13 protein-coding genes are annotated in these 21,068 nt (G+C 55.8%); 8 read left to right on the top strand and 5 right to left on the bottom strand.

Features of this window, described 5'->3' with window-relative positions; all coding sequences use genetic code 11:
* The first annotated feature begins 79 nt into the window (after window positions 1-79).
* The 6 genes from BLX24_RS00460 to BLX24_RS00435 all read left to right on the top strand — a co-directional run bounded on the left by BLX24_RS00460 (window position 80) and on the right by BLX24_RS00435 (window position 10,753).
* Complete coding sequence (locus BLX24_RS00460) at window positions 80-1,138, top strand: polysaccharide deacetylase family protein (protein ID WP_071501130.1); 1,059 nt, start codon at window positions 80-82, stop codon at window positions 1,136-1,138.
* Between the two features lie 194 nt (window positions 1,139-1,332).
* Window positions 1,333-2,499 (top strand): sialidase family protein, encoded by a 1,167-nt coding sequence (locus BLX24_RS00455; RefSeq protein WP_071501741.1) that lies wholly within the window; start codon window positions 1,333-1,335, stop codon window positions 2,497-2,499.
* A 14-nt stretch (window positions 2,500-2,513) separates the two neighbouring features.
* Window positions 2,514-4,763 (top strand): ligand-binding sensor domain-containing protein, encoded by a 2,250-nt coding sequence (locus BLX24_RS00450; protein WP_071501129.1) that lies wholly within the window; start codon window positions 2,514-2,516, stop codon window positions 4,761-4,763.
* Between the two features lie 206 nt (window positions 4,764-4,969).
* The gene (locus tag BLX24_RS00445) at window positions 4,970-7,186 is read left to right on the top strand and encodes a ligand-binding sensor domain-containing protein (protein ID WP_071501740.1); all 2,217 of its coding nucleotides are present in this window, start codon (window positions 4,970-4,972) and stop codon (window positions 7,184-7,186) included.
* Between the two features lie 6 nt (window positions 7,187-7,192).
* Window positions 7,193-9,622: a type 1 glutamine amidotransferase family protein gene (locus tag BLX24_RS00440; RefSeq protein WP_071501128.1), complete on the top strand. Its 2,430-nt coding sequence runs from the start codon at window positions 7,193-7,195 to the stop codon at window positions 9,620-9,622.
* A gap of 180 nt (window positions 9,623-9,802) precedes the next feature.
* On the top strand, window positions 9,803-10,753 hold the full coding sequence (locus tag BLX24_RS00435) for a metallophosphoesterase family protein (RefSeq protein ID WP_071501127.1): 951 nt from the start codon (window positions 9,803-9,805) through the stop codon (window positions 10,751-10,753).
* 66 nt (window positions 10,754-10,819) lie between these two features.
* On the opposite strand, the gene BLX24_RS00430 is transcribed toward BLX24_RS00435, so the two are convergent.
* The 5 genes from BLX24_RS00430 to BLX24_RS00410 form a co-directional block, all read right to left on the bottom strand.
* Window positions 10,820-11,977 (bottom strand): acyltransferase family protein, encoded by a 1,158-nt coding sequence (locus tag BLX24_RS00430; protein WP_071501126.1) that lies wholly within the window; start codon window positions 11,975-11,977, stop codon window positions 10,820-10,822.
* Between the two features lie 13 nt (window positions 11,978-11,990).
* Window positions 11,991-13,652: an alkaline phosphatase PafA gene (gene pafA / locus BLX24_RS00425; protein WP_071501739.1), complete on the bottom strand. Its 1,662-nt coding sequence runs from the start codon at window positions 13,650-13,652 to the stop codon at window positions 11,991-11,993.
* Window positions 13,653-13,761: 109 nt separating this feature from the next.
* Window positions 13,762-15,141, bottom strand: a complete 1,380-nt coding sequence (locus BLX24_RS00420; protein WP_071501125.1) for a purple acid phosphatase family protein — start codon at window positions 15,139-15,141, stop codon at window positions 13,762-13,764.
* Window positions 15,142-15,167: 26 nt separating this feature from the next.
* The gene (locus BLX24_RS00415; RefSeq protein WP_071501124.1) at window positions 15,168-17,315 is read right to left on the bottom strand and encodes a hypothetical protein; all 2,148 of its coding nucleotides are present in this window, start codon (window positions 17,313-17,315) and stop codon (window positions 15,168-15,170) included.
* Window positions 17,316-17,365: 50 nt separating this feature from the next.
* Window positions 17,366-18,190 carry an HpcH/HpaI aldolase family protein gene (locus tag BLX24_RS00410; RefSeq protein WP_083421726.1) on the bottom strand — a complete coding sequence of 275 codons (825 nt, stop codon included), beginning with the start codon at window positions 18,188-18,190 and terminating at the stop codon, window positions 17,366-17,368.
* 357 nt (window positions 18,191-18,547) lie between these two features.
* On the opposite strand from BLX24_RS00410, the gene BLX24_RS00405 reads away from it, so the two are divergent.
* Both BLX24_RS00405 and BLX24_RS00400 read left to right on the top strand, forming a co-directional pair.
* On the top strand, window positions 18,548-20,125 hold the full coding sequence (locus BLX24_RS00405) for a sodium:solute symporter family protein (RefSeq protein ID WP_071501123.1): 1,578 nt from the start codon (window positions 18,548-18,550) through the stop codon (window positions 20,123-20,125).
* A gap of 163 nt (window positions 20,126-20,288) precedes the next feature.
* Entirely contained in the window at window positions 20,289-20,978 is a 690-nt protein-coding gene (locus tag BLX24_RS00400) for an orotidine 5'-phosphate decarboxylase / HUMPS family protein (protein WP_071501122.1), read from the top strand.
* Window positions 20,979-21,068 lie beyond the last annotated feature (90 nt).

Genomic DNA, 21,068 nt, shown 5'->3' with positions numbered 1-21,068 from the left:
CTAGCTATTGCTCATTGCTCATTGCTCATTATACATTACACATTACTCATTGTTCATTACACATTATTCATTCCTTAGTATGAAACCCTTGCTTCTTCTTTTCTCCCTTTGGATGGGGCTGATGGCTCCGGTACTGGCTCAACCGGCACCGACGTATGCCGAAAAACTCGGCTGGCCCAAAGGGGCAAAAGTCATTATCCTCCATGTTGACGATGCCGGTATGTTTTTCTCTGCCAACCAGGGCACGCTGAAGGCCATGGAGCAGGGTACTGCCTCGTCGTGCAGCATCATGATGCCCTGCGCGTGGGCAGCCAGCTTTACCAAATACGCCATCAACCACCCGGCGCTGGATGTGGGGATCCACCTGACCCTGACCTCGGAGTGGAAAGACTACCGCTGGTCGCCGTTATCAGGGGCGAAGCAGGTGCCCGGCCTCACCGACCCCGAGGGGGCGATGTGGCCGGAAGTAGCCGATGTGGTCAAACACGCCAGCCCGGATGAAGTAGAGCGCGAGATCAGAGCCCAGCTGGACCGGGCAATCCGGATGGGCCTCAAACCTACCCACATGGATTCGCACATGGGTACCTTGTTTGCCAGCCCGGGCTTTCTGGAGCGCTACATCAAGGTGGGTGCCGGGTACCGGATTCCGGTCATGTTTCCCGGCGGCAACAACAAACTGCTTATTGAATGCCAGAATTACCCGATCATCAAAAAACTCAAAGCCGAAGGAAAATGGAAGGACGGCATGACCCTGCCGACACCAGCCATTGTACAGCAGGCAAAATCGGTCGGCGAAACGATCTGGCAAGCCGGTCTGCCGGTTCTCGACGATCTGCACACGATCAGCGGCGACTGGAAACCCGAAACCGGTGGTGAAGTCACGCCCGAGGCATGGAGCAAATACAAGGTACAGCAGTTCAAAGACGCGTTCAGGCGCATGGAACCCGGCGTCACCATGTTCATTGTTCACTGCAACGACCAGAACGACACCTTTACATACATCAGTTCGTCGGGCGGTACCCGTTACGCCGATATGCTGTCGATGATGGATCCCGAACTCAAGGCGTATATCAAAAAGGAAGGCATTATCCTCACAACCTGGCGCGAGCTGATGGAACGCCGGTCAAAGGTGAAATGATGGCCCAAATGGCTGTAATTCCGGGCGACCACGTGGCGGTGGAACATGGGTCTGAATGGCTGTAATTCCGGGCGACCACGTGGCGGTGGAACATGGGTCTGAATGGCTGTAATTCTGGGCGACCACGTGGCGGTGGAACATGGGTCTGAATGGCTGTAATTCTGGGCGACCACGTGGGGTCGCCCCTACATGATATGAAAAAAATTACATTTCTCTTCTTCATTGTACTTACCCGGTTGCAGGCACAATCCGTTGTCAGGGAGCAGCTTATTTTCCCGGGGCAATCGCAGCATGTACACGGCAGCAGCCTGGTGGCGCTGCCGAACGGCGATATGCTGGCCTGCTGGTTTCAGGGCAGCGGCGAACGCACCGCCGACGATGTCAGGATCATGGGTGCCCGGCTGCGGAAGGGCTCAACAAGCTGGAGTACGCCGTTTCTGATGGCCGATACGCCCCACCTGCCCGACTGCAATCCGGTGCTGTTTCTGAATCATCAGGGCAAACTGTTTCTGGTCTGGATTGCGGTACAGGCCAATCAGTGGGAGCAATCCATTCTGCGCGTACGCACTTCCACTGACTTCAGTAATCCGGGAGCTCCGGTCTGGAACTGGCAGGACAACATACTGCTGAAACCCGATAAGCGGTTTGCGCAGGAGGTTGAAAAACGGTTCAGGGAGCTTCCGGAACAGCATCATGGCTGGGCAGGCTACGCCCCCAAATACGACGACATGATTATTGACGCCAGTAAGGATCCGAATAAACGCAGCATCGGCTGGATGACCCGCATCAAACCGCTGCTGCTCCCCGGCAACCGCCTGGTGCTGCCGCTCTATTCCGACGGCTATAATTTCTCGCTGATGGCCATTTCGGATGACGACGGCACGACCTGGCGACCCGGGCTGCCGGTCGTTGGCCGTGGCCCCATTCAACCTGCGCTGGCCCGCCGCAAAGACGGAACGCTGGTGGCCCTGATGCGCGACAGCGGCGATGAGCCGCCACGCGTACATATCAGTGAGTCAACGGATAACGGAGAGAGCTGGACGGCAACCCGGAAAACGGACATCCCGAATACGGCCAGTGTGGAGCTGCTCGCGCTGAACGACGGCAAATGGGCTTTTCTGGGCAATGACCTTGAGGATGGCCGGTACCGGCTCAGCCTGTTCCTCTCCGACGACGAAGGCCGGACCTGGAAATGGAAGACCAGACTGGAAGATACGCCGCCCGGCAAAGGCGGGTACTCCTACCCCTGCCTCATCCAGACCGCCGACGGCCTGCTACACATGACCTACTCACACCACGAAGGCGACCAGCAAAAGTCAATTAATTACGTGGTCGTCGATCCGGCAAAACTGATTAAATAATACCCTCTCATACGATGCATACAACCCATTATCCAGCGCTGGTAGCCGGCTCACTGCTTTTTCTGAGTACGCACATGGCCGCTTTTGCTCAACAACCGGTTTATCAGGACAAACCTTATTTACAGGATTTTAGTGTAAAATATTACAGTGACAAACAGGGGCTTGAGCAGGTTTTTACAGACCGCAACGGCAACATCAAAATCATGTCGGCCGATGGCATGCTGCACCCCTATGACGGGCAGTTTCTGTATCCCGGCAAATTATCGGCTGACGCGTCATACCGGACACTGAAAAACAAAAAAATCAGCGCGCTGTCCCTGTACGACCAGCAGATCGTTTACCTCGATGATAAAGCCGTGCTGAGTAATGCCTGGGCCGGTAGTCTTTACTGCAAACATGAATTGCCGGGCGCCAACAAAGCCGTTGGGGGCCGTGACTTTGCTTTTTTAATTACTGACGGAAAGGCCCTGCATCTGGTCAGGGACTCGAAAACGCTTTGGAAAGGACAACTCCCCGGCGACGAGGTGGTAGCCATCCGTTTTCAGGAGTCAGCAAACAGCTTCTGGATTCTGGGCAAAAGCGGGCTGTATTCGTTCAATCCGGCCGGCAATTCCCTGGCAAAAGCCGTTTCCGGTACCGACTTCACTGCCTTCGCGCTGACCAGTAAGGGAAACCAGGCCATTATCGGCACCACGGACGGGTACCTGACCGTCGATCTTGCTACCGGAAAACAGGTTGGCACTATCCAGCGCCGCGTACCGGTGACGCAGATTACGGCCGTCGAAGAGGTTGACGGACGACTGTGGTTCGGTAGTACCAAAGGCGCCTTCGCCCTGCGCCCCGACGGCAGGTACGATTACTACAACGGCGAACGCTGGCTGCCGGGTGACCATGTTATTTCCCTCGCCCATGGCCCGAAACACTCGGTGTTGGTGCTCACAAAGGCCGGTCTGGGACAGATTTGCTTTAAGCCGATGACCTTGCAGGACAAAGCTGATTTTTACGAAGAACAGGTACGCAGCCGCCACATCCGCAACGGCTTCAACGCCTCCCTCGACGGCATGGAAAAGGGAAACATCAGCACCGGCTACATGAGCGATTCGGACAACGACGGGCTATGGACATCCATGTATCTGGCCGGTGAAGCGTTCCGCTATGCCGCCACCAAAGACAAGGAAGCCCTGCAAAACGTCCGCGAATCGCTCGACGCCATGGACCGGCTGTATACCATCAATCCCGTACCGGGCTTCCCCTCACGCTCCTTCGAACGGAGCGGCTTCGGTAAACACCTGTCGGACCCGGAACGCTGGCAACACGCCCCCGATCCGGAATGGGACTGGAAATCAACCACCAGCAGCGACGAGGTTATCGGCCATATTTTTGCGTTCGGGGTCATTGCCGACATTGTCGACGACAAAGCCCTGAAAAAGCAATCTATCGCCCTGATTGATACCCTGATGAGCCACATTGTAAAGAACGACATGTACCTCATCGACTTCGACGGAAAACCAACGATGTGGGGTAAATGGAACCCGGCTTACGTGAATAATTTCCCGACCAATGTGGGTGACCGTAAGCTGAATTCATCGAACATTGTGGCCATGCTGCAAACGGCCTATCACTTCACGAAGAAGGAGAAATACAAGCAAAAAGCCCTTGAGTTGATGACTAAATATGGCTACCTCGAAAACCTGATGCGGCCGATGCGCGCGATTGGCCAGGCTCCGGACAATGCCGATGCACACGCCAAAAACATGTCGGAGAGCTGGAATCACTCGGATGATGAGATGTATTTCGTGGGCTACTGGGGCCTGTATCGCTATGCGTTTACCGACGAGCTGAAGGCAAAATACAAACAGGCGATTCTGGATCACTGGCAGGCCGAACGGCCGGAAAAGGAAGGCGCCTGGAATATTTTCACCGCCCTGACCGGCACCAAAGATTTTGATTTGCCGGAAGCGGTCTGGTACCTGAAAGAGCACCCGCTCGACCTGATTGACTGGGCGATTACCAACAGCCACCGGAAAGACATTGACCGGCTGCCGGAAAATTTCCGTGACCAAAGCACCAAAGAAGTTCTGCCGCCCGACGAGCGTCCTGTGCAACGCCACAACGCCAACATGTTCAGCCTTGACCGCACCCGCAACGGCAACTCAGAGCACAGTGCGGGCGATATCTGGCTGCTGCCCTACTGGATGGGTCGTTATCTGGGGGTGATCAGTGCGCCGGTTTCCGGCCCCCCCAGCCCGATCAGCAAGAAATAACGGCAAATGATTTTGTGTCAGGGACACAACAGCGCAGCGTCGGTAGGATAAACCATATTATTCATCGTGCCGTAGGTACGAAACAAGCGTTGGCTTGTATTGCCCATACAGGGCAGAATGGATGGATGTCAATCGTTTTTACTACCGACGCTGTGCTGTGTTGTCCCGACGGGACAACGGATATTATTGCTTTTTCTCAGGCTTGTATGAAACAACTTCTTTGCCTCTTCCTCCTCCTTTCCGCCCTGCCCCTGTCCGCGCAGCAACCGGTTTACCAGGATGTGCCGTACTGGCAGGATTTTAGTGTAAAGCACTATCTGCCCGACACAACCAACCGCCTGCGGGCGGTTTACAGAGACCGGAACGGCGTCATACAGGTATTGTCAGAAAAAGGGTTGCTGCGCCCCGTGGGCGGACAATTTCAGTACCCCGGCACGCTCCGGCCTGACCTGGGTTATCTTCCGATGCGCGACCGTCAGCTATCAGCGATGACGGTCGCGCACAACCAGTTCGTTTACCTGGATAACCAGGCCGTGCTGAGCAACGCGTGGGCCGGTAAACTGTACCTGCCACATGACCTGCCCCGGGCGCACCTGTTTGCCGGCGGACCGGCCGGTACATGGCTGGTTTCCGACGGCAACACGATCAAAGTGCTGAAAGAGACCCAAACGGAATGGACGGGCAGGCTACCGCAGGACGAGGTCAAAGCCATCCGCTACGACCCTGTCCGCAACCGGTTCTGGCTGCTGGGCACCCAAACGCTGAGCTACCTGTCGCTGGCAGACAAGCAACTGAAAACCGTACTGCGGATGCCGGACCTGACCTGCTTCGATCTGGCCGATAATACCCTTTACCTGGGCACCCGCAACGGCTACCTGACCGTTGATGCGGTTCAGGGGAAACAAACCGGCATCCTCAATGAAAAACTCCCCTGCCCCGATCTTACGGCCATTGCGGTTGTGCATGGCAACCTGTGGTTTGGCTCCCCGATGGGTGCGTTCATGCGCCGTTCCGACGGTACGTTTAACTATTATTTCGGGGAGCGATGGCTGCCGGGCAATCAGGTGGTACACCTCTCTGCGGGCGAAGGACGCAATGTGCTGGTTCTGACCACGAAGGGGCTGGGCGACATTCAGTTCAAGGCCATGACCCTACAGGATAAGGCGCTGGTCTACGAACAACAGGTGCGCCAGCGTCACATCCGGTACGGGTTTAACTGTGATGTGGTTACCCTGAAACACGGCGACCTGTCAACCGCCGAAATGGGACAGCGCGACAGCGATAACCTCTGGACGGCCATGTACCTGGTCAGCCAGCTCTACCGCTACAAAGTCACGGGGGATGCCGATGCCCTGCAAAACTGCATGGAATCGTTCGACGCCATGGAGCGCCTCTTTACCATCACCGGCATGCCGGGTTATTTTGCCCGTGGATTTGAACGGAAAGGCTATCACAAATTTAAGGCGCAGGCATGGGACGGTGGCCTCACCAACGGCTGGACAATGGCCGGAGACCCCGAATGGAACTGGCGCGGCACCACCAGCAGCGACCAGACCGTCGGTCAGTTTTTTGCCCTCACCCAGCTCGCCGAACACATGGACGGTGCGGTGCGGCAACGGGCCATTACCCTGATAGACAAACTGATGACTAACATCATCAACAACGACTGGTATCTCCTTGATTTCGACGGCAAACCTACGCTCTGGGGCAAGTGGAATCCTGCGTACGTCAATAGCTTCGACATCATTGTGGGTGACCGGAAGATTATGTCGTCGAACCTGATTGCGTTCCTGCAGGCGGCGTATCATTTCACGAAGAAACCCGTATACAAAGAAAAAGCGCTGGAGATGATGCAGCAATACGGCTATCTCGACAACCTGATGCGGCCGATGAACACCATCGGACAGGCACCGGCCAATGCCGGAGAACTGGCCAGATCGCTTTCCGAAGAATGGAACCACTCCGACGACGAAATGTACTTTCTGGCTTACAACAGCCTGTACCAGTATGCATTCGACGCCAAACTGAAGGCTACATTCATCGAGGCAATCAGAGATCACTGGAACATTGAGCGGCCGGAACGCGACGGGCTCTGGAACCTGTGCTATGCCGCGACCGGTGCCAGGGCTTTTGACCTGCCCGAAACGGTGTGGTACCTGAAAGAATTCCCGCTGGATATGGTCGAATGGCAGGTTAAAAACAGTCACCGGAAAGACATCACCCTTATCCCGCCCAACTTCCGGGGACAGACCACCACCGTGGTGCTTCCCCCCGACGAGCGGCCGGAACTGAAACACAACCGCAACCAGTTCAAACTCGACCGGAACGAAAACGGCGTTAGTGAGCTCAGCGCGGGGGATTCGTTTTTGCTGCCCTACTGGATGGGCCGGTTTCTGGGCGTCATCAGCGGACCCAAAAAATAGCCGTCTATGCAGACCGTACATTCGTTGTCAAAGCTGATCCTGATTGGCTTCCTGCTGCTGCCAATCATAGCCAAAAGCCAGATACTGGACCTGAGTCAGGCGCAGCTTACCTGTCTGGTGGAAGACAAGGCCGTACTTCGCCGCACCCTGGTCGTTTTGCAGGAAGAAATCGACAAGCGAAGCGGCATCCGGTTGCCAGTCACCAGCCGGTACACCCCCAACCGGCAACCGGCAATCGTTTTAGCAACAGACGCGGTGCTACCGCAACTCCCCGAACCGGTGCGGGCTGCCATCCGGAAACTACCGGCCACCCGGGCAGAAGGCTTCCGGCTGATTAGCCTGCCGGATCAGCGCCTGGTGCTGATTGCCGGACATGATGCCCGTGGACTGCTGTATGGTGTTGGCCGCCTCCTGCGCAAACTGGAGATGCGCCCCGGCCGGATTCAGTTAACCGAACCCCTTGCGCTGGCCGGTTCGCCGCGATACCCCATTCGCGGACACCAGCTGGGGTATCGCCCCAAAACCAATGCCTACGACGCCTTTTCGGTTGCCCGGTTCGACCAGTACATCCGCGACATGGCCCTTTTCGGCGCCAACAGTGTTGAGATCGTTCCGCCCCGCACCGACGACGATGCCCATAGTGTGCACATGCAGCTGCCGGCTATCCGGATGATTGGTGAACAATCCCGGATTTGTCAGGAGTACGGGCTGGATGTCTGGATGTGGTACCCCAACATGGGCCTCAACTATACGCACCCCGACTCCGTCCGCCGCGAACTGGCCGAGCGCGACAAAGTATTTGCCGCCGTGCCAAAACTCGACGCCCTGTTCGTGCCTGGCGGTGATCCCGGCGATCTGGAGCCCGACGTATTGTTCCGCTGGCTGGGGCAGGTAGCGGCGGTGTTACGCAAACACCATCCGAAGGCTAAGATCTGGGTCTCACCCCAGGTCTTTAAGCCCCGTCAGCAGTGGTTCGACGCCTTTTATGCGCACATCAACAAGGGCTACCCGTGGCTGGGTGGTGTGGTCTTCGGCCCCTGGGTAAAAACGCCCGTTGAGGAAGTCCGGAAGCGCGTCAAACCCGGCATCCCGATCCGGCATTACCCCGACATTACCCATAGTCTCAGCAGCCAGTATCCCGTACCGGACTGGGATCTTGCCTACGCCATGACCCTCGGCCGCGAATGCATAAACCCGCGACCAACCGACCAGAAACTGATTCACAATGCGTTTGACCAGTTTGGCGCGGGCAGCATCAGTTACTCCGAAGGGACCAACGACGATGTGAATAAATTTATCTGGAGTGATCAGGACTGGAATCCCGACACGCCCGTCATCGAAACCCTGCGCGATTATGCCCGGCTGTTTATCGGCCCCGACTATACCGAAGGCGTTGCGCAGGGGCTGATGGCCCTCGAACGCAACTGGCAGGGCCCGCTGGCGGTCAATCCGCATGTCGAACGCACGCTGTTGCAGTGGCAGGCGCTTGAAACTGGTGCGCCGGTTTCGGTAAGGCAAAACTTCCGGTTTCAGATGCCGCTGCTGCGTGCCTGTTACGACGCCTATGTCCGGCGGCGGCTGATCCGGGAAACGGAGGCCGAAGCACAGGCGTACCGGTTGCTGGAAGCCGCTACCGGGGGACAGGCTGCGGAAGCGGTCCGGGCCGCCCGGCAGTGGTTGCTGACCCCGCAAAAAGAGTTCACAAGCCCCGATCTGCGCACCCGTTGCCTTGCACTGGCCGACTCGCTGTTTTCCAGCATCGGGGCCCAGCTGACCATGAAAAAACACCACGCCTCCGACGGACGGGGTAATTTTCTGGACAACATCGACATACCCCTGAACGACGCCCCCTGGCTACTTGATCAGCTCTCCCGTATCGATAAACTGAACATCGAACCGGAACGGCTGGCGGCAATTCAGGCGGTTATTCACCGGACCGATCCCGGGCCGGGCGGCTTTTATGATCATTTCGGGTCTGTTGAAGGCCGGAAACGGGTGGTATCCGCTAAACGGTGGGCCGATGACCCGGGCGGCCTGATAACGCCAGGGCTCGGGTTTGGGGTGGGGCTGCATGGCGACGAATGGGTACACGAAATCCGGGCGACCGGCTTCGAAGGACAGGCTACGCCCATGGCTTGGATGAGTCAGGTGAATACGCTGTACGATCAGCCGCTCCGGATCGATTACAGCGATCTGGACCCTGCGGCAACGTACCGGCTCAGGGTGGCCTATACGGGGGCCTTCCGGTCAAAAATGAAGCTTATGGCCGATAACCAGCTTATCCACGACTTTATTCAGACCGGTGATCAACCCGTCTACGAATTCCGGTTACCGAAAGCGATTCATACAGACGGTAAAATCCGGTTTACGTGGACGTGTGGTGAAGGCGAACGCGGGGCGCAGGTCACCGAACTCTGGCTTATCCGTGAACAATGAGGCATTTTTATACCGCATTGCCGCAAGAGAAAGCAAGTGTTTCAGGAGCAACACCTTTGTCGGCTAAATACTCTTTCTGCATTTCTCAGAGGCAACATGAGCGCCTTCCCTATCCCTCCGGATCTGACTGCCGATGCAGGATAACCAGCGAATTAATATCAAATACGCAGACTTTTAAAAATGAAAAAAGCCCTTTACCTCCTGGCCCTTTGTCTGGCTCCGTTTACGGCTCCGGCACAGAAAAACGGCAGTACCGTACGGATCGGCCTATGCGCGGACGTTCACCTGCCGACGATGCACGATGCCGAATACCGCATCCGGACGTTTATCGACAGCATGCAGGTAGCGAAACCCGATTTCCTGCTTGATCTGGGCGATTTTGGTACCCCGGCCCCGAAATATGCACCTTACTTTGCCATCTGGAACAGCTATCCCGGTCCGAAATACCACGTCATCGGCAATCACGAAATGGACGGTGGATTCAGTCTGCAACAAGCCCTGGCCTACCGCAACATGCCGTCGTCCTATTACTCGTTCCGGCGTAACGGCTTCCAGTTTATCGTTCTGGATGGCAACGACAAAAAATCGCCGGAACTAAAAGGCTATCAGGAACACATCGGCACGCCGCAACTCGACTGGCTGAAAGCCGAACTCGCCAAAGCAGTCGACCCCATCGTTATTTTCTCCCATCAGGGACTGGGCAAGGACGGCGTTGACAATGCGGACGACATCCGCGCGATCCTGGAAGCGCACAACAAGCAAGCCAAACGGGCGAAGATTCTGGTGAATTTCTACGGCCACATTCATTACGACCGCGCCGACAACATCAACGGCATCTGGTATGTCTGCATCAACTCTATGTCGTATAAATGGATGGGTGAGGCATACGGGCATGTCCGCTACAGCCCTGAGGTCGATAAGGAATACAAGTGGATTAAGTACACGGCGCCGTACAAGGAACCGCTCTTCACCGTCGTAGAGATTTCGACGGCAGGAACCATTCATATTGCGGGCAAAAAGACCGAATGGGTCGGGCCCTCGCCCTGGGACCTCCACTACCCCGAAACCGACAAGGCCTATATCAAACCCGAAATCTCGGAACGGACCCTGCGGTTCAAGCCGGTTAAGTAGCCAAAAAGGGGTGGTACGAATTGTAATCGTGCCACCCCTTTTAACAAAATTGTAATTCGTAAATCCCTACACCCGCAGGAACACCTTTTTCTTAAACATAAAATACAGGAAGGCCCATTTTACGGCCAGGAATGCAAACACACCGGCCACCGCCTTCACCGGCTCGTTGCTGATAAACCCGAGAATGCCGCCGAACAACTCACGGGCGGTGTACCCAAAATCGATAAAGCTCTCCGACATGTAGATCATGATCGAGTTCATGCCGATGACGGTAAAGAAAAATGTCCAGCCGGTAACGCCTTTTACGTCGATAATCCAGTAGAAAATGGCCAGCAGCAGCAGGCTCAGTCCACCGGTAACGAGCATGAATGAGCTGGTCCAGAGGTTTTTGTTGATCGGGAAAAACACGCCCCAGATCATTCCGATGAGCAGACAGATAAACCCCGCAAAAATCAGTTGTACGGTCTTTTGCTGCTGACTCAGCGTCCGGCCGTCGGTGCGCAGCAGGTTACCGGCAAAAATGCCCAGCAAGGCATTGCAGATGGCCGGCATCGTCGACATTAACCCTTCCGGATCATGTACGTCTTTGTAGAGATGTCCGGGCACCAGCAAGCGGTCGACATACCCGGCAAAGCTGCACTCCATCGTCAGCACACCCGCCCCGCAGCCCGGCACCGGCACAAACGACATCAGGAGCCAGTAACCGACCAGCAGACCGCCAAACCAGCCATACTGCGCCTTTTGGCCTGAATAAATGTAAATCAGCTGGGCAAACATGCCTGCCAGACCAATCCGCCCCAGTACGCTCGGAAAACGGGTGTCGGCCAGTGATTTGGCCAGGATGCCGTTGTTGTAAATAATGCCTAACAACACCAGTAACAGGCCCCGTGTGATAACCTTGCGCGCCAGTTCACCCCTGGACGCGCCTTTTTCCAGGCGGCTACCGATTGAAAAAGGCGTCGACACCCCGGCCATAAAGATGAACAGCGGGAAAATCAGGTCGTAAGGCGCAAAGCCGTTCCAGTCGGGATGATGGAATTGTTCGGCCAGAAAAATAGCCCAGGCAGCGCCGGTTGTTTTGGCCAGCACATGGAAAATTTCCTCGCCCCCCATAATCCAGAACATGTCGAATCCGCGCAGGGTATCGAGTGATAATAGCCGTTTGACCGGTGCCGGCTGAGCCACGGATGCTTCCGGGGCCTGTACGGTAGTTGTTGAGTGCATATGTAGGTTAAGTTTACTTTTTCAAGGCTTCTTCCACCGCATTTCCTACGTTACCGCTTGGTGGCAGCAGGTGAAGCAGGGCCGCAATCGTCGGCGCAATGTCCGAAATGGTAGTCCGCCGCAGGGTTTCTCCCTTGTTTACGCCCCAGCCATACAGCAGAAATGGTACCTGTGTATCGTAGTTATAGGGCGAACCATGGTTTGTACCGGTCGCACTGCCCGGAAACCAGCCCGGTTGCGTCACCAGCTGGAGATCGCCGCTGCGTTTGGGGTTCAGATTATTTTTGTACAGCGACTGTAAATAATCCGGCAAGGTCGACGTAGCCATACTCCGCAGGTTGATCACATCGGCAATGCCCGGCAACGGCAGCAGCGCTTCACGAACTACGGTATGTACGGCGTCTACCGATACATTCTTTGCCCGCAAGGCTTTCTGATCTAAATATATTTGAAAGTTTTCACTTGCGAGCATAAAATCGTTTGGTCCGAATGCATCCGTCATGGCTTTTTTAACGGTGGCAGCAATCTGCCGTTCGTTGAGCAGACCGGCGGGCAGCTTATGCTGTTGCCAGAACCCCGGCACATCCATCACCCCATGGTCGGCGGTCAGGAAAACGGTATAGTTGCCTTTGCCCACCCAACCGTCGAGGAAGCTCAGCAGATCGGCAAATTCGAGGTCCAGCCGCAGGTAAATATCTTCCTGTTCTACCGAGTTCGGCCCGAAGGCATGCCCGATGCGGTCGGGCGTCGAAAAGCTGATGGCCATAAAATCGGTAAACGGTCCTTTACCCATATTCTCGCCTTTGATGGCGGCAATGGCCATGTCTTTGGTCATGGTGTTACCCCAGGGCGTCGACAACACGGTACCATAGGCATCTCCCGCAATCCCGGCCAGGTCGTACGGGAATACGGGTTTGGTCGCGCCGGGCAGTTTGCTTTCGTAGGGCTGGTCATCGGGCGTACTTTCGGTATACTGGTCAACCGGCAGCAGGGTTTGCCAGCCCCGCTTGGCGTAGGTCGACGGCAGTTTCTGCGCATTCAGGTCTTTGGCCCATTGCGGCAGGTCGTTCATGTAAAAGGTACTCGTTACCCAGTTTCCGGTTTTAGAATCAAACCAGTAGGCGCCGGTTGCCGTATGACCGGCCGGCAGGATTGAGCCACGGTCTTTAATGGCGACGCCGACTGTCTTCGACCGGAAGCTGTTCGCAATCTGTAGCTGGTCAGTGATGGTGCTGGTCAGCAGGTTTTTGGGCGACATTTTACCCACGCCGCCGTTGGTGCTCCCCACGGTTTTAACCGTACTGTCTTCGACGCAATAAACGCCTTTCCGGGCAATCGGGTCATACCACTCGTTGCCGACAATGCCGTTGATGGCCGGAATCGATCCGGTATACACGGCAGCGTGCCCGGCAGCGGTCACCGTCAGGGCATAGGGATAATGGTTATTGCGGCAGTTGAAGCCCTCATTCAGCATGCGCTTGAAGCCCCCGACGCTGTATTTGTCGTAAAAACGGTAAAAGTAGTCGTACCGCATCTGATCGACCACGATCCCAACGACGAGTTTAGGCCGCTGGAGGGTTGCATTAACGCCATTGGCCCGCTTCGGCAACGGCTGCGCCAGTAACAAGGTGCTACTTTGAACAAGAAAACAGATTGCGTATATAAACCGCTGCATATCAATAAAAGAGTATTTATTCACCACATAGCCTCATAGTACACATGAGAAAAAAACTATGTTTACTTATGTGGCTATGTGGTAAACAAAGTAAATACAACCGTAATAATTACTTTTTCCGGGCTTTATATTCCTTAAACCGGCGGTTGTATTCGTCCATCTGCTGCTCATTGAACCGCTTTTTGTAGTCGGCGGGCAGTTCCAGGCGCTCGGGAGCCAGGGACGGTGCCTGATCGACCAGCGTGTTCTGCCCTTTAGCATTTTTCTTCAGGTCAAACGAGTCATACAGCTGACCGGTAACCGTATACGAGCGATAGGCCAGCGTTCCGGCATCGACCGAGATAATCTGGTACAGCTGCGTGTTCGAAGCCGCGCGGTCCATCCAGTCCTGCAAGCCAATATCATACATTTTCGGCCCGCTGACCGAAACGACATAGATCGGTCCGTCGGGATGTTTGCGGCTCGTGCCCAGCGGCATATTCAGCCCGCGGCCATAGGTATGATCATGCCCCTGCAACACCAGATCGACATGAAACTGCTTATAAAGCGGTTCCATGCGTGCCCGCCATTCATCGTTGTCGCGGCCGCTTTTTGTCGAATAAACCGGATGGTGATGAACCACGATTGTCCAGCGGTTCGGATTATTGGTCAGGACATTGGTTACCCATTTTGCCTGTTCATCCAGCACCGTTGAGTCGAGCAGTGCGCCCTGTGAGTCGAGTGAAATAAAGCGCGTACCCTGATAATCGAAGAAATACGCCGTTTCTTTCAGGCGTTCGGGGCCGTTTTGGGGCAGCACAAACGATGGCCGCCAGTGATACGATACCCGCCGCTTGCCGTCAGGAGCCTGAAAATACTCGTGGTTGCCGGGCGTGGCCAGCGTCGGCACCATGCCGTTGATCCAGCCACCGGCTTCGAACCACTCGCCCCACTGCCAGTCGGCGTTGGAGGTAGTAATCAGGTCACCGGCATGCACCATGAGGTTTGCCTTAGGCAGGGTCGAATACGCCCCCCGGATCGCCCGTGACCACAGCGAACGAATGTCGTTCTGGGCATCCCCGAAATAGTAGAATGAAAACGGAGCCTGCCCGTCGGCCGCCGTCGTGAACGGAAACCACTCGCTCCAGATCGTGCCGTCGCCGACGCGGTAGGTGTATTGCGTCAGCGGTTTCAGATTCCGGAAATGTACGGAATGATACAGCACCGTTTTCCCGTCGATTGTCACCCGTTCGGTAGTGCCGGGCACCAGCGTTGCCTTACCCACAAAGTCCGGCGACGGATCCGCTTCGGCAATGGCCCCGACGGCTTTCGTAACGGTAGAATCGGTACGCCAGTTGACCGACTGTGTAGTGGCCGGATTATCCTGCCAGCCGAGGATCAGCCGGTCCGGGTAAGCGGTAGGCACATACGGTTTGTGTGTCTGCGCCCACACGCCCGCCGGAAGAAGAAAAGCGGCAATAAGCTGAGTAAAAATACCTTTAACTGACATAGTATGTAATTTAATCCTGAGGCCCGCTATTTGTGCGGCGCATTCTTCAGGTTTGGTTTGGCCCGCCAGCTGGCCTCCGGCCCGAAGCGGGTATGATCGTGTTTAGTATCTAACTGTTCGTAAGGCGGGTACCGGTATATCAGCCGGTTAGTGACCATAAACAGTGTCCCTGCCAGCCCCGCTATGCCAACAATCACTTTCCAGTTTATACGATACAAAGCCTCTATGCGGCTCCCCGTACTGATTAATAAATTGTTATCGTTCTCCCGCGGAGCAATCAGCACAAGGGCCGTAGCGAAGGCCGCGTTCACAAAAATGACCCACTCAGTCAGTAACCGGGAGGGATGCCAGCCCACCAGCGACCGTTCAAAATCGCCGATGACCATCACCCAGAGCAGGATCAGAAAAACAAGCTGCCCCCTGCCGAGCCAGGTCGCCGGTATCAGGGCGACCGGTTCTTGGCGGTGCCGCCGGACAACCAGCACAAACACAGCTGCCAGGATCATCCAGCTTATATTGTACCAGGTTTCGGGCGTGAACGATAACCCCGTAACACCCGGTAAACGGCCCGCATACGGCATGTCCCAATGGGCCGGGACCGTTTCGGCCGACCCGTCTGCGCGGGTAATCGTTTCGGTCCAGACTCCGGACTTCAGCTGATCTCCCCACTCTTTTACGTTTTTCACCACATTCAGGTATGGTACGGTAAACAGCACAAAAAAAGCGGCCACCGCCAGTGTCCAGGTCCGGTTGCGGCTTCCCGCCGCTTCGTTGTCTGGCCAGACAGGCAATTTCACCGCCAGTACGCCAAGCGCAACGGCAATGGCAAGGCCGTTCACAAAGCCGTAGGTTTGTTCCAGAAAGCTATGCCAGTTCTGGTCCTGCCAGTGTGCCCAGTAAGCGACCGACTCCTGATAGACCTTACTTTCCGGCATCAGGCCCTGAGCCGCCAGAATCCGTGGGTTGCCGGGCGCCATCATCAGTTGTTTTACCCACTGTACACCCGAAAAACCAAGACCGCCGATTGTTCCGCTGAGCAGGGCTGCCTTACTAACAGCCGGATAGTTGTGCCGGTACATCCAGACCAGCAACCCGCCGAATACGCCCGTGATCCCGGCCCAGTCATCGCCGCGGGGTGGTGTCATCCGCAATCCGCCGATCTCTGTGAAAAAGATACTGCCCAGCACCGGCAACAGCAGAAAGCTGACCAGCCAGCCTGAAGCCATGCACACAATGAGGGAGGCTCCGTTGCGGAACCGGCCAAACCAGACGAAATAGGCCGTTATGCCGGCAACCATACCGATTACCCAGCCGACATGCTGCGGGTAATCGCCGAACCACTGCGGCCAGTTATTCAGAAAGTTATCGGGCGTGAATTTCAGACCACCCGTCTCCGGATCAATGTAAGCCGGATCGCCTAATGAATACGTCAGCGACGAAGTAAGGGCATCCATCAACCCGGCCTGCTCCAACAACCTCTGTGCACCATAACCCGACACCGCTCCACAGGCCATCATCACCGGCAGATACAGGCGGTTTCGCTCCCGGCGTTCCCACAGATCATACAGGCCCACACCCAGCAAAGCAAAGAACGCAGCCAGATAATCGGCATCGAACCAGTATAGCGGGCTTTTGTGCCGCCCCCAGGTATGGTCGAACGCTATATGTTCCTGCATAGCGGCGGCAACCGGGTCTTCGATCCGGTCCTGGACAAACCAGGCGGCAAACACAAACAGGACCGGTTTAATCAGGCGGGTCAGGTCGTCGCGACGCAGTACGGCCGGTATAGCCGTACCGGCGCCCCCCAATGCCGCCCACAGGAATCCAATGTAAAACAAAGCCAGATACCCGTACCACTGCGAGGCCAGGTGCCCGCTTTCGGTAAAGGAGATGACCTGCATGTAGGAGATCGACCCGCCGAACCCCCAGCCAATGGCCCCGAAAAAACCAAAGAACAAGACCCGTTCCCGCCAATCGGGCCGGCCGGATGCCAGACAAACGGTCAATGCGGCGAGGCAGCCGGCAAACATGGCCCCGTATTCATGACCGAAATCCCCGCGGATTCCCCAGCCAACGGATAAAGATACCCCCACCAGCAGCAGGGTACTCCACCGCCAGGCAGGCTGTCGCGACGTAGCCGGCGAGACCCGGGCAGTAAACTCCGATACATTCATGACCTAAACGTTATAGAAAAGAGGAAGTAAATGGTAGTCCGTATTACCCGTCAGACCACCGGGAACGACGGGTTGTCTGCCATGACAGACTCACCCTGTGCGGCCTTGATGATCCGCATATCATTCTGTAAACGCTGACCTAACAAGGCTATATCGGAGCTGTGTATCACCAGATTGACTCCTTCCTCCATCCACCGGATCTGCCGTTCGGGGGCCAGGGAGAAATGGATTCCCACGGCAAGCCCGTACTGCTTCGATTTCTGAATGATGAGCCGGACGGCGTCCTCAAAAACCGGGTGATCGTATTGTTCCGGCAAGCCAAGGCTGATCGACAAATCATGGGGTCCGATAAACACCCCGTCCAGGCCGTTCACGCTTAACAGGTCATCAAGGCGTTCGAGAGCCGGTACACTTTCGATATTGGCGATGCACAGCTGACCGGCGTTGTAAGCAGCGACATAGTCTGCCAGTCCGGCAGGCATGGGTTCCTGATTATACAGGTACCGCGTCAGCAGCTCCCCTTTGAGCGGCCGGTATTTGGTGGCCCCCACCAGTTCCATCACCTGATCAACCGTTTCGAGGTATGGGGCAACGACTCCCACCGCTCCTCCGTCAATGGCCTGACACGCCAGAAAGGGGTTTGGCTCGGGAATGCGCACAATGGGCGTGATCCCCATCGCTTTAAACGCCTGACTTAACTGAGTCAGCTCCACCCGTCCTAACGGGATGTGTTCTGTGTCCAGAAAGACAAAATCCAGTCCTGCCCGCCGGGCCACAGCCGGCCACATGGGTGCCGGTGAGGTAATACAGGTTCCATACACTGGCCGCCCCGATTTTATTTTTTCCAGTAACGACATGTTATGGTCATTTTTCATGTGTATACCTCGTTTAACGTGGTTGAGTATCAGCCGGCCGCTACCGGACTGCCGTTTTTAATTTCGCTAATAGTACGGCAGGCCGTTTGCGATAGGCTACTGTGAAAAGTGAATTATCGGTGGATTTTAATAGTCTGAAAAAAGATTTGCGGCGTATATCGTAATACCACGAAGGCATTTCTGTTTCAAACCACGAAGACGGGAAGAGACGAAGACCCACAAAGACTGTTAGTTGATCCTGTAGTGAACGTCTTTGTGTTTCCCGGGTTCTTAGTGCCTTTTTGGTAAACCATTGGTTAAGTCAGACCGGTCAACGGCCTTTTAGGAATATAACATACACATTAACCCCCTGGATCCTTGAAAACCCTTCCGATCATAGACCTGCTGGTAATTCTTGTCTATCTGGTTGCCATGGTTGCCGTTGGCGCGTATTTTTCCCGTAAGAATAAAAATGCCGATCAGTTTACGACGGCATCGGGAAAAATTCCGGGCTGGGCAATTGGCCTGTCGATTTATGCTACGTTTCTGAGCAGCAACACCTTTCTGGGTGTCCCTGGCAAGGCCTTTGGCGGCAACTGGAACTCGTTTGTATTCAGTCTGTCGATGCCTCTGGCAGCCTGGGTAGCCACGCGGTATTTTATTCCGTTTTACCGCAGCACAGGCGAAGTATCGGCCTATACCCACCTCGAACACCGCTTCGGGGCCTGGGCGCGTACCTATGCCGTGGTTTGCTTTCTGCTGACCCAGCTGGCGCGGATGGGGTCGATTTTTTTCGGCATTGCCCTGAGTTTACAGGCACTGACGGGCTATCCGATGGCCACCATCATGGTCGTAGTCGGGCTTTGTATCATCCTCTACACGGTCATGGGCGGCATGGAAGCCGTCATCTGGACGGAAGTTGTCCAGGGTGTCATTAAAACCGCCGGTGCCCTGCTGATTCTCTGGCTGGTCGTCGACGGACTGGATGGCGGCGTCAGCAAAATCATTGCCATTGGCAAGGCAGAAGACAAATTCAGCCTCGGCAGCTTCTCCCCTGATTTCACGCAGGCCACCTTCTGGGTGGTGCTGTTGTATGGTTTCTTCATGAACCTCAACAACTTCGGGATGGACCAGAACTACATCCAGCGCTACCATACGACCACATCGCGGCAAGAAGCCGCCGGTTCGGTCTGGCTGTGTGTCTACCTCTATATTCCGGCCTCGCTGATGTTTTTCGTGATTGGCTCCGCGCTGTATGCCTACTACCAGAGCAATCCGGAGCTGATGGATGCGGTCCGGATGCAGGTGGCGGGCGAAAAACTGCCGAACGGTACACCCGACGCTATCCGCCAGCTGGCAGCCACGCTGAAACCAGGCGACTACGGCGATAAGGTAATGCCGCATTTTATGGTCAACAAAGTACCGGCGGGCATGGTCGGGCTGATTGTAGCAGCCATTATGTCGGCAGCCATGAGTACCATCAGCTCGGGAATGAATGCATCGGCCACCGTCTTTTCGCTCGATATCTATCAGCGGTATATTGACCCGGCCATGTCGGAGAAAAAATCGCTCCGGTTGCTGTATATCGCTACCACCGGCTTCGGGCTACTGGGAATGGTTACCGGCATCGCCATGATCGGCGTTAAAAGCGTACTCGACGTCTGGTGGATGCTGTCGGGCATTTTTGCGGGGGGGATGCTTGGCTTATTCCTGCTGGGAATGATCTCGAAAAACACCCGTAATACCGAAGCCCTGACGGCTACGCTCATTGGCATTCTGGTGATTATCTGGATGACGTTCTCGACACAGCTTCCCGACGAGTATGCAGCCCTGCGGAATCCGCTGCACCAGAACATGATCATGGTGGTCGGTACACTGACCATTTTTCTGGCGGGTATTCTGTTGACCAGACTGAAAGCCGGAAAAACGGCCGGTGCCGTCGAAGAAGTGCACTGATCCTACCCTACTCCGTGCAGGGAAGGGGATTTGGCTGAACCGATCACGAAACATTCATCATAACCAAAGGTCCTACGGGGCCAGACTACGCGGCGCGCTCATTTACCGCGCGGCGGCCGCTCATTCACTTTATTGCTCTATCACTCATTCGCTCTTTATATACATGCGTCCGATTGTTCAGATCTCGCTTGATTTAACCAACATTGATGAAGCCCTGGAAACCGCCGCCATGGCTCTGCGGGCCGGGGTCGACTGGCTCGAAGCCGGTACCCCGCTGATTCTGGCGGAAGGCCTGCATGGCGTCCGGAAACTGCGGGAAGCCTTTCCGGGTATTCCGATTGTCGCCGACCTGAAAACGATGGATGGCGGTTATCTGGAAGCCGAAATGATGGCCAAAGCCGGCGCTACCCATGTGGTGGTCATGGCCCGCGCCCACGCCGAAACCGTTAAATGTGTCGTACAGGCCGGCCGTGATTTCGGGGTAAAGGTCATGGGCGACAACATGGTATGCCCGGATATGGTAGCCGGGGCCAGGTGGCTCGAAGACCTTGGCTGCGACTACATTGTACACCACATCGGCTACGACGAACGCCGCGGCATTGCCGCACAGGGCCTCCGGATGCCCAGCCCGATGGATCAGCTCCGGGAAGTAGTGGAAGCGGTCAGCATTCCGGTACAGGCCGTGGGTGGTCTGTCGCTCGAACAGGCAATCCGCTGCCCGGAATACGGTGCCCCGCTGGTGGTACTGGGTGCTCCCCTGACCATCGATGCCGATGCCTTTAAGACCGCCGACGGCGACCTCGAACACTCCCTCCGCCTGATCTGCGATGCCGTTCATGCCTACGGGAATTAAAGAGCGAAAGTGATAAAGAGTGAAAGAGCGATTTCGCTTTCACTCTTTCGCTCTTTGCCGCACAGCGGTCACTCTTTCATTCTTTCGCTC

The organism is Arsenicibacter rosenii (genome assembly GCF_001870735.1).
In the GTDB taxonomy this organism is placed as follows: domain Bacteria; phylum Bacteroidota; class Bacteroidia; order Cytophagales; family Spirosomataceae; genus Arsenicibacter; species Arsenicibacter rosenii.
The sequence above is the reverse complement of the archived record's forward strand: the minus strand, read 5'-3'. Positions and strand labels throughout refer to the sequence as shown.

Coding starts and splice junctions, on each gene's coding strand:
- BLX24_RS00445 (WP_071501740.1), top strand. CDS start 4,970: ATGAAACAACTTCTTTGCCTCTTCCTCCTCCTTTCCGCCCTGCCCCTG.
- BLX24_RS00450 (WP_071501129.1), top strand. CDS start 2,514: ATGCATACAACCCATTATCCAGCGCTGGTAGCCGGCTCACTGCTTTTT.
- BLX24_RS00455 (WP_071501741.1), top strand. CDS start 1,333: ATGAAAAAAATTACATTTCTCTTCTTCATTGTACTTACCCGGTTGCAG.
- BLX24_RS00410 (WP_083421726.1), bottom strand. CDS start 18,190: ATGAAAAATGACCATAACATGTCGTTACTGGAAAAAATAAAATCGGGG.
- BLX24_RS00415 (WP_071501124.1), bottom strand. CDS start 17,315: ATGAATGTATCGGAGTTTACTGCCCGGGTCTCGCCGGCTACGTCGCGA.
- BLX24_RS00435 (WP_071501127.1), top strand. CDS start 9,803: ATGAAAAAAGCCCTTTACCTCCTGGCCCTTTGTCTGGCTCCGTTTACG.
- BLX24_RS00420 (WP_071501125.1), bottom strand. CDS start 15,141: ATGTCAGTTAAAGGTATTTTTACTCAGCTTATTGCCGCTTTTCTTCTT.
- BLX24_RS00460 (WP_071501130.1), top strand. CDS start 80: ATGAAACCCTTGCTTCTTCTTTTCTCCCTTTGGATGGGGCTGATGGCT.
- BLX24_RS00400 (WP_071501122.1), top strand. CDS start 20,289: ATGCGTCCGATTGTTCAGATCTCGCTTGATTTAACCAACATTGATGAA.
- BLX24_RS00430 (WP_071501126.1), bottom strand. CDS start 11,977: ATGCACTCAACAACTACCGTACAGGCCCCGGAAGCATCCGTGGCTCAG.
- pafA (WP_071501739.1), bottom strand. CDS start 13,652: ATGCAGCGGTTTATATACGCAATCTGTTTTCTTGTTCAAAGTAGCACC.
- BLX24_RS00440 (WP_071501128.1), top strand. CDS start 7,193: ATGCAGACCGTACATTCGTTGTCAAAGCTGATCCTGATTGGCTTCCTG.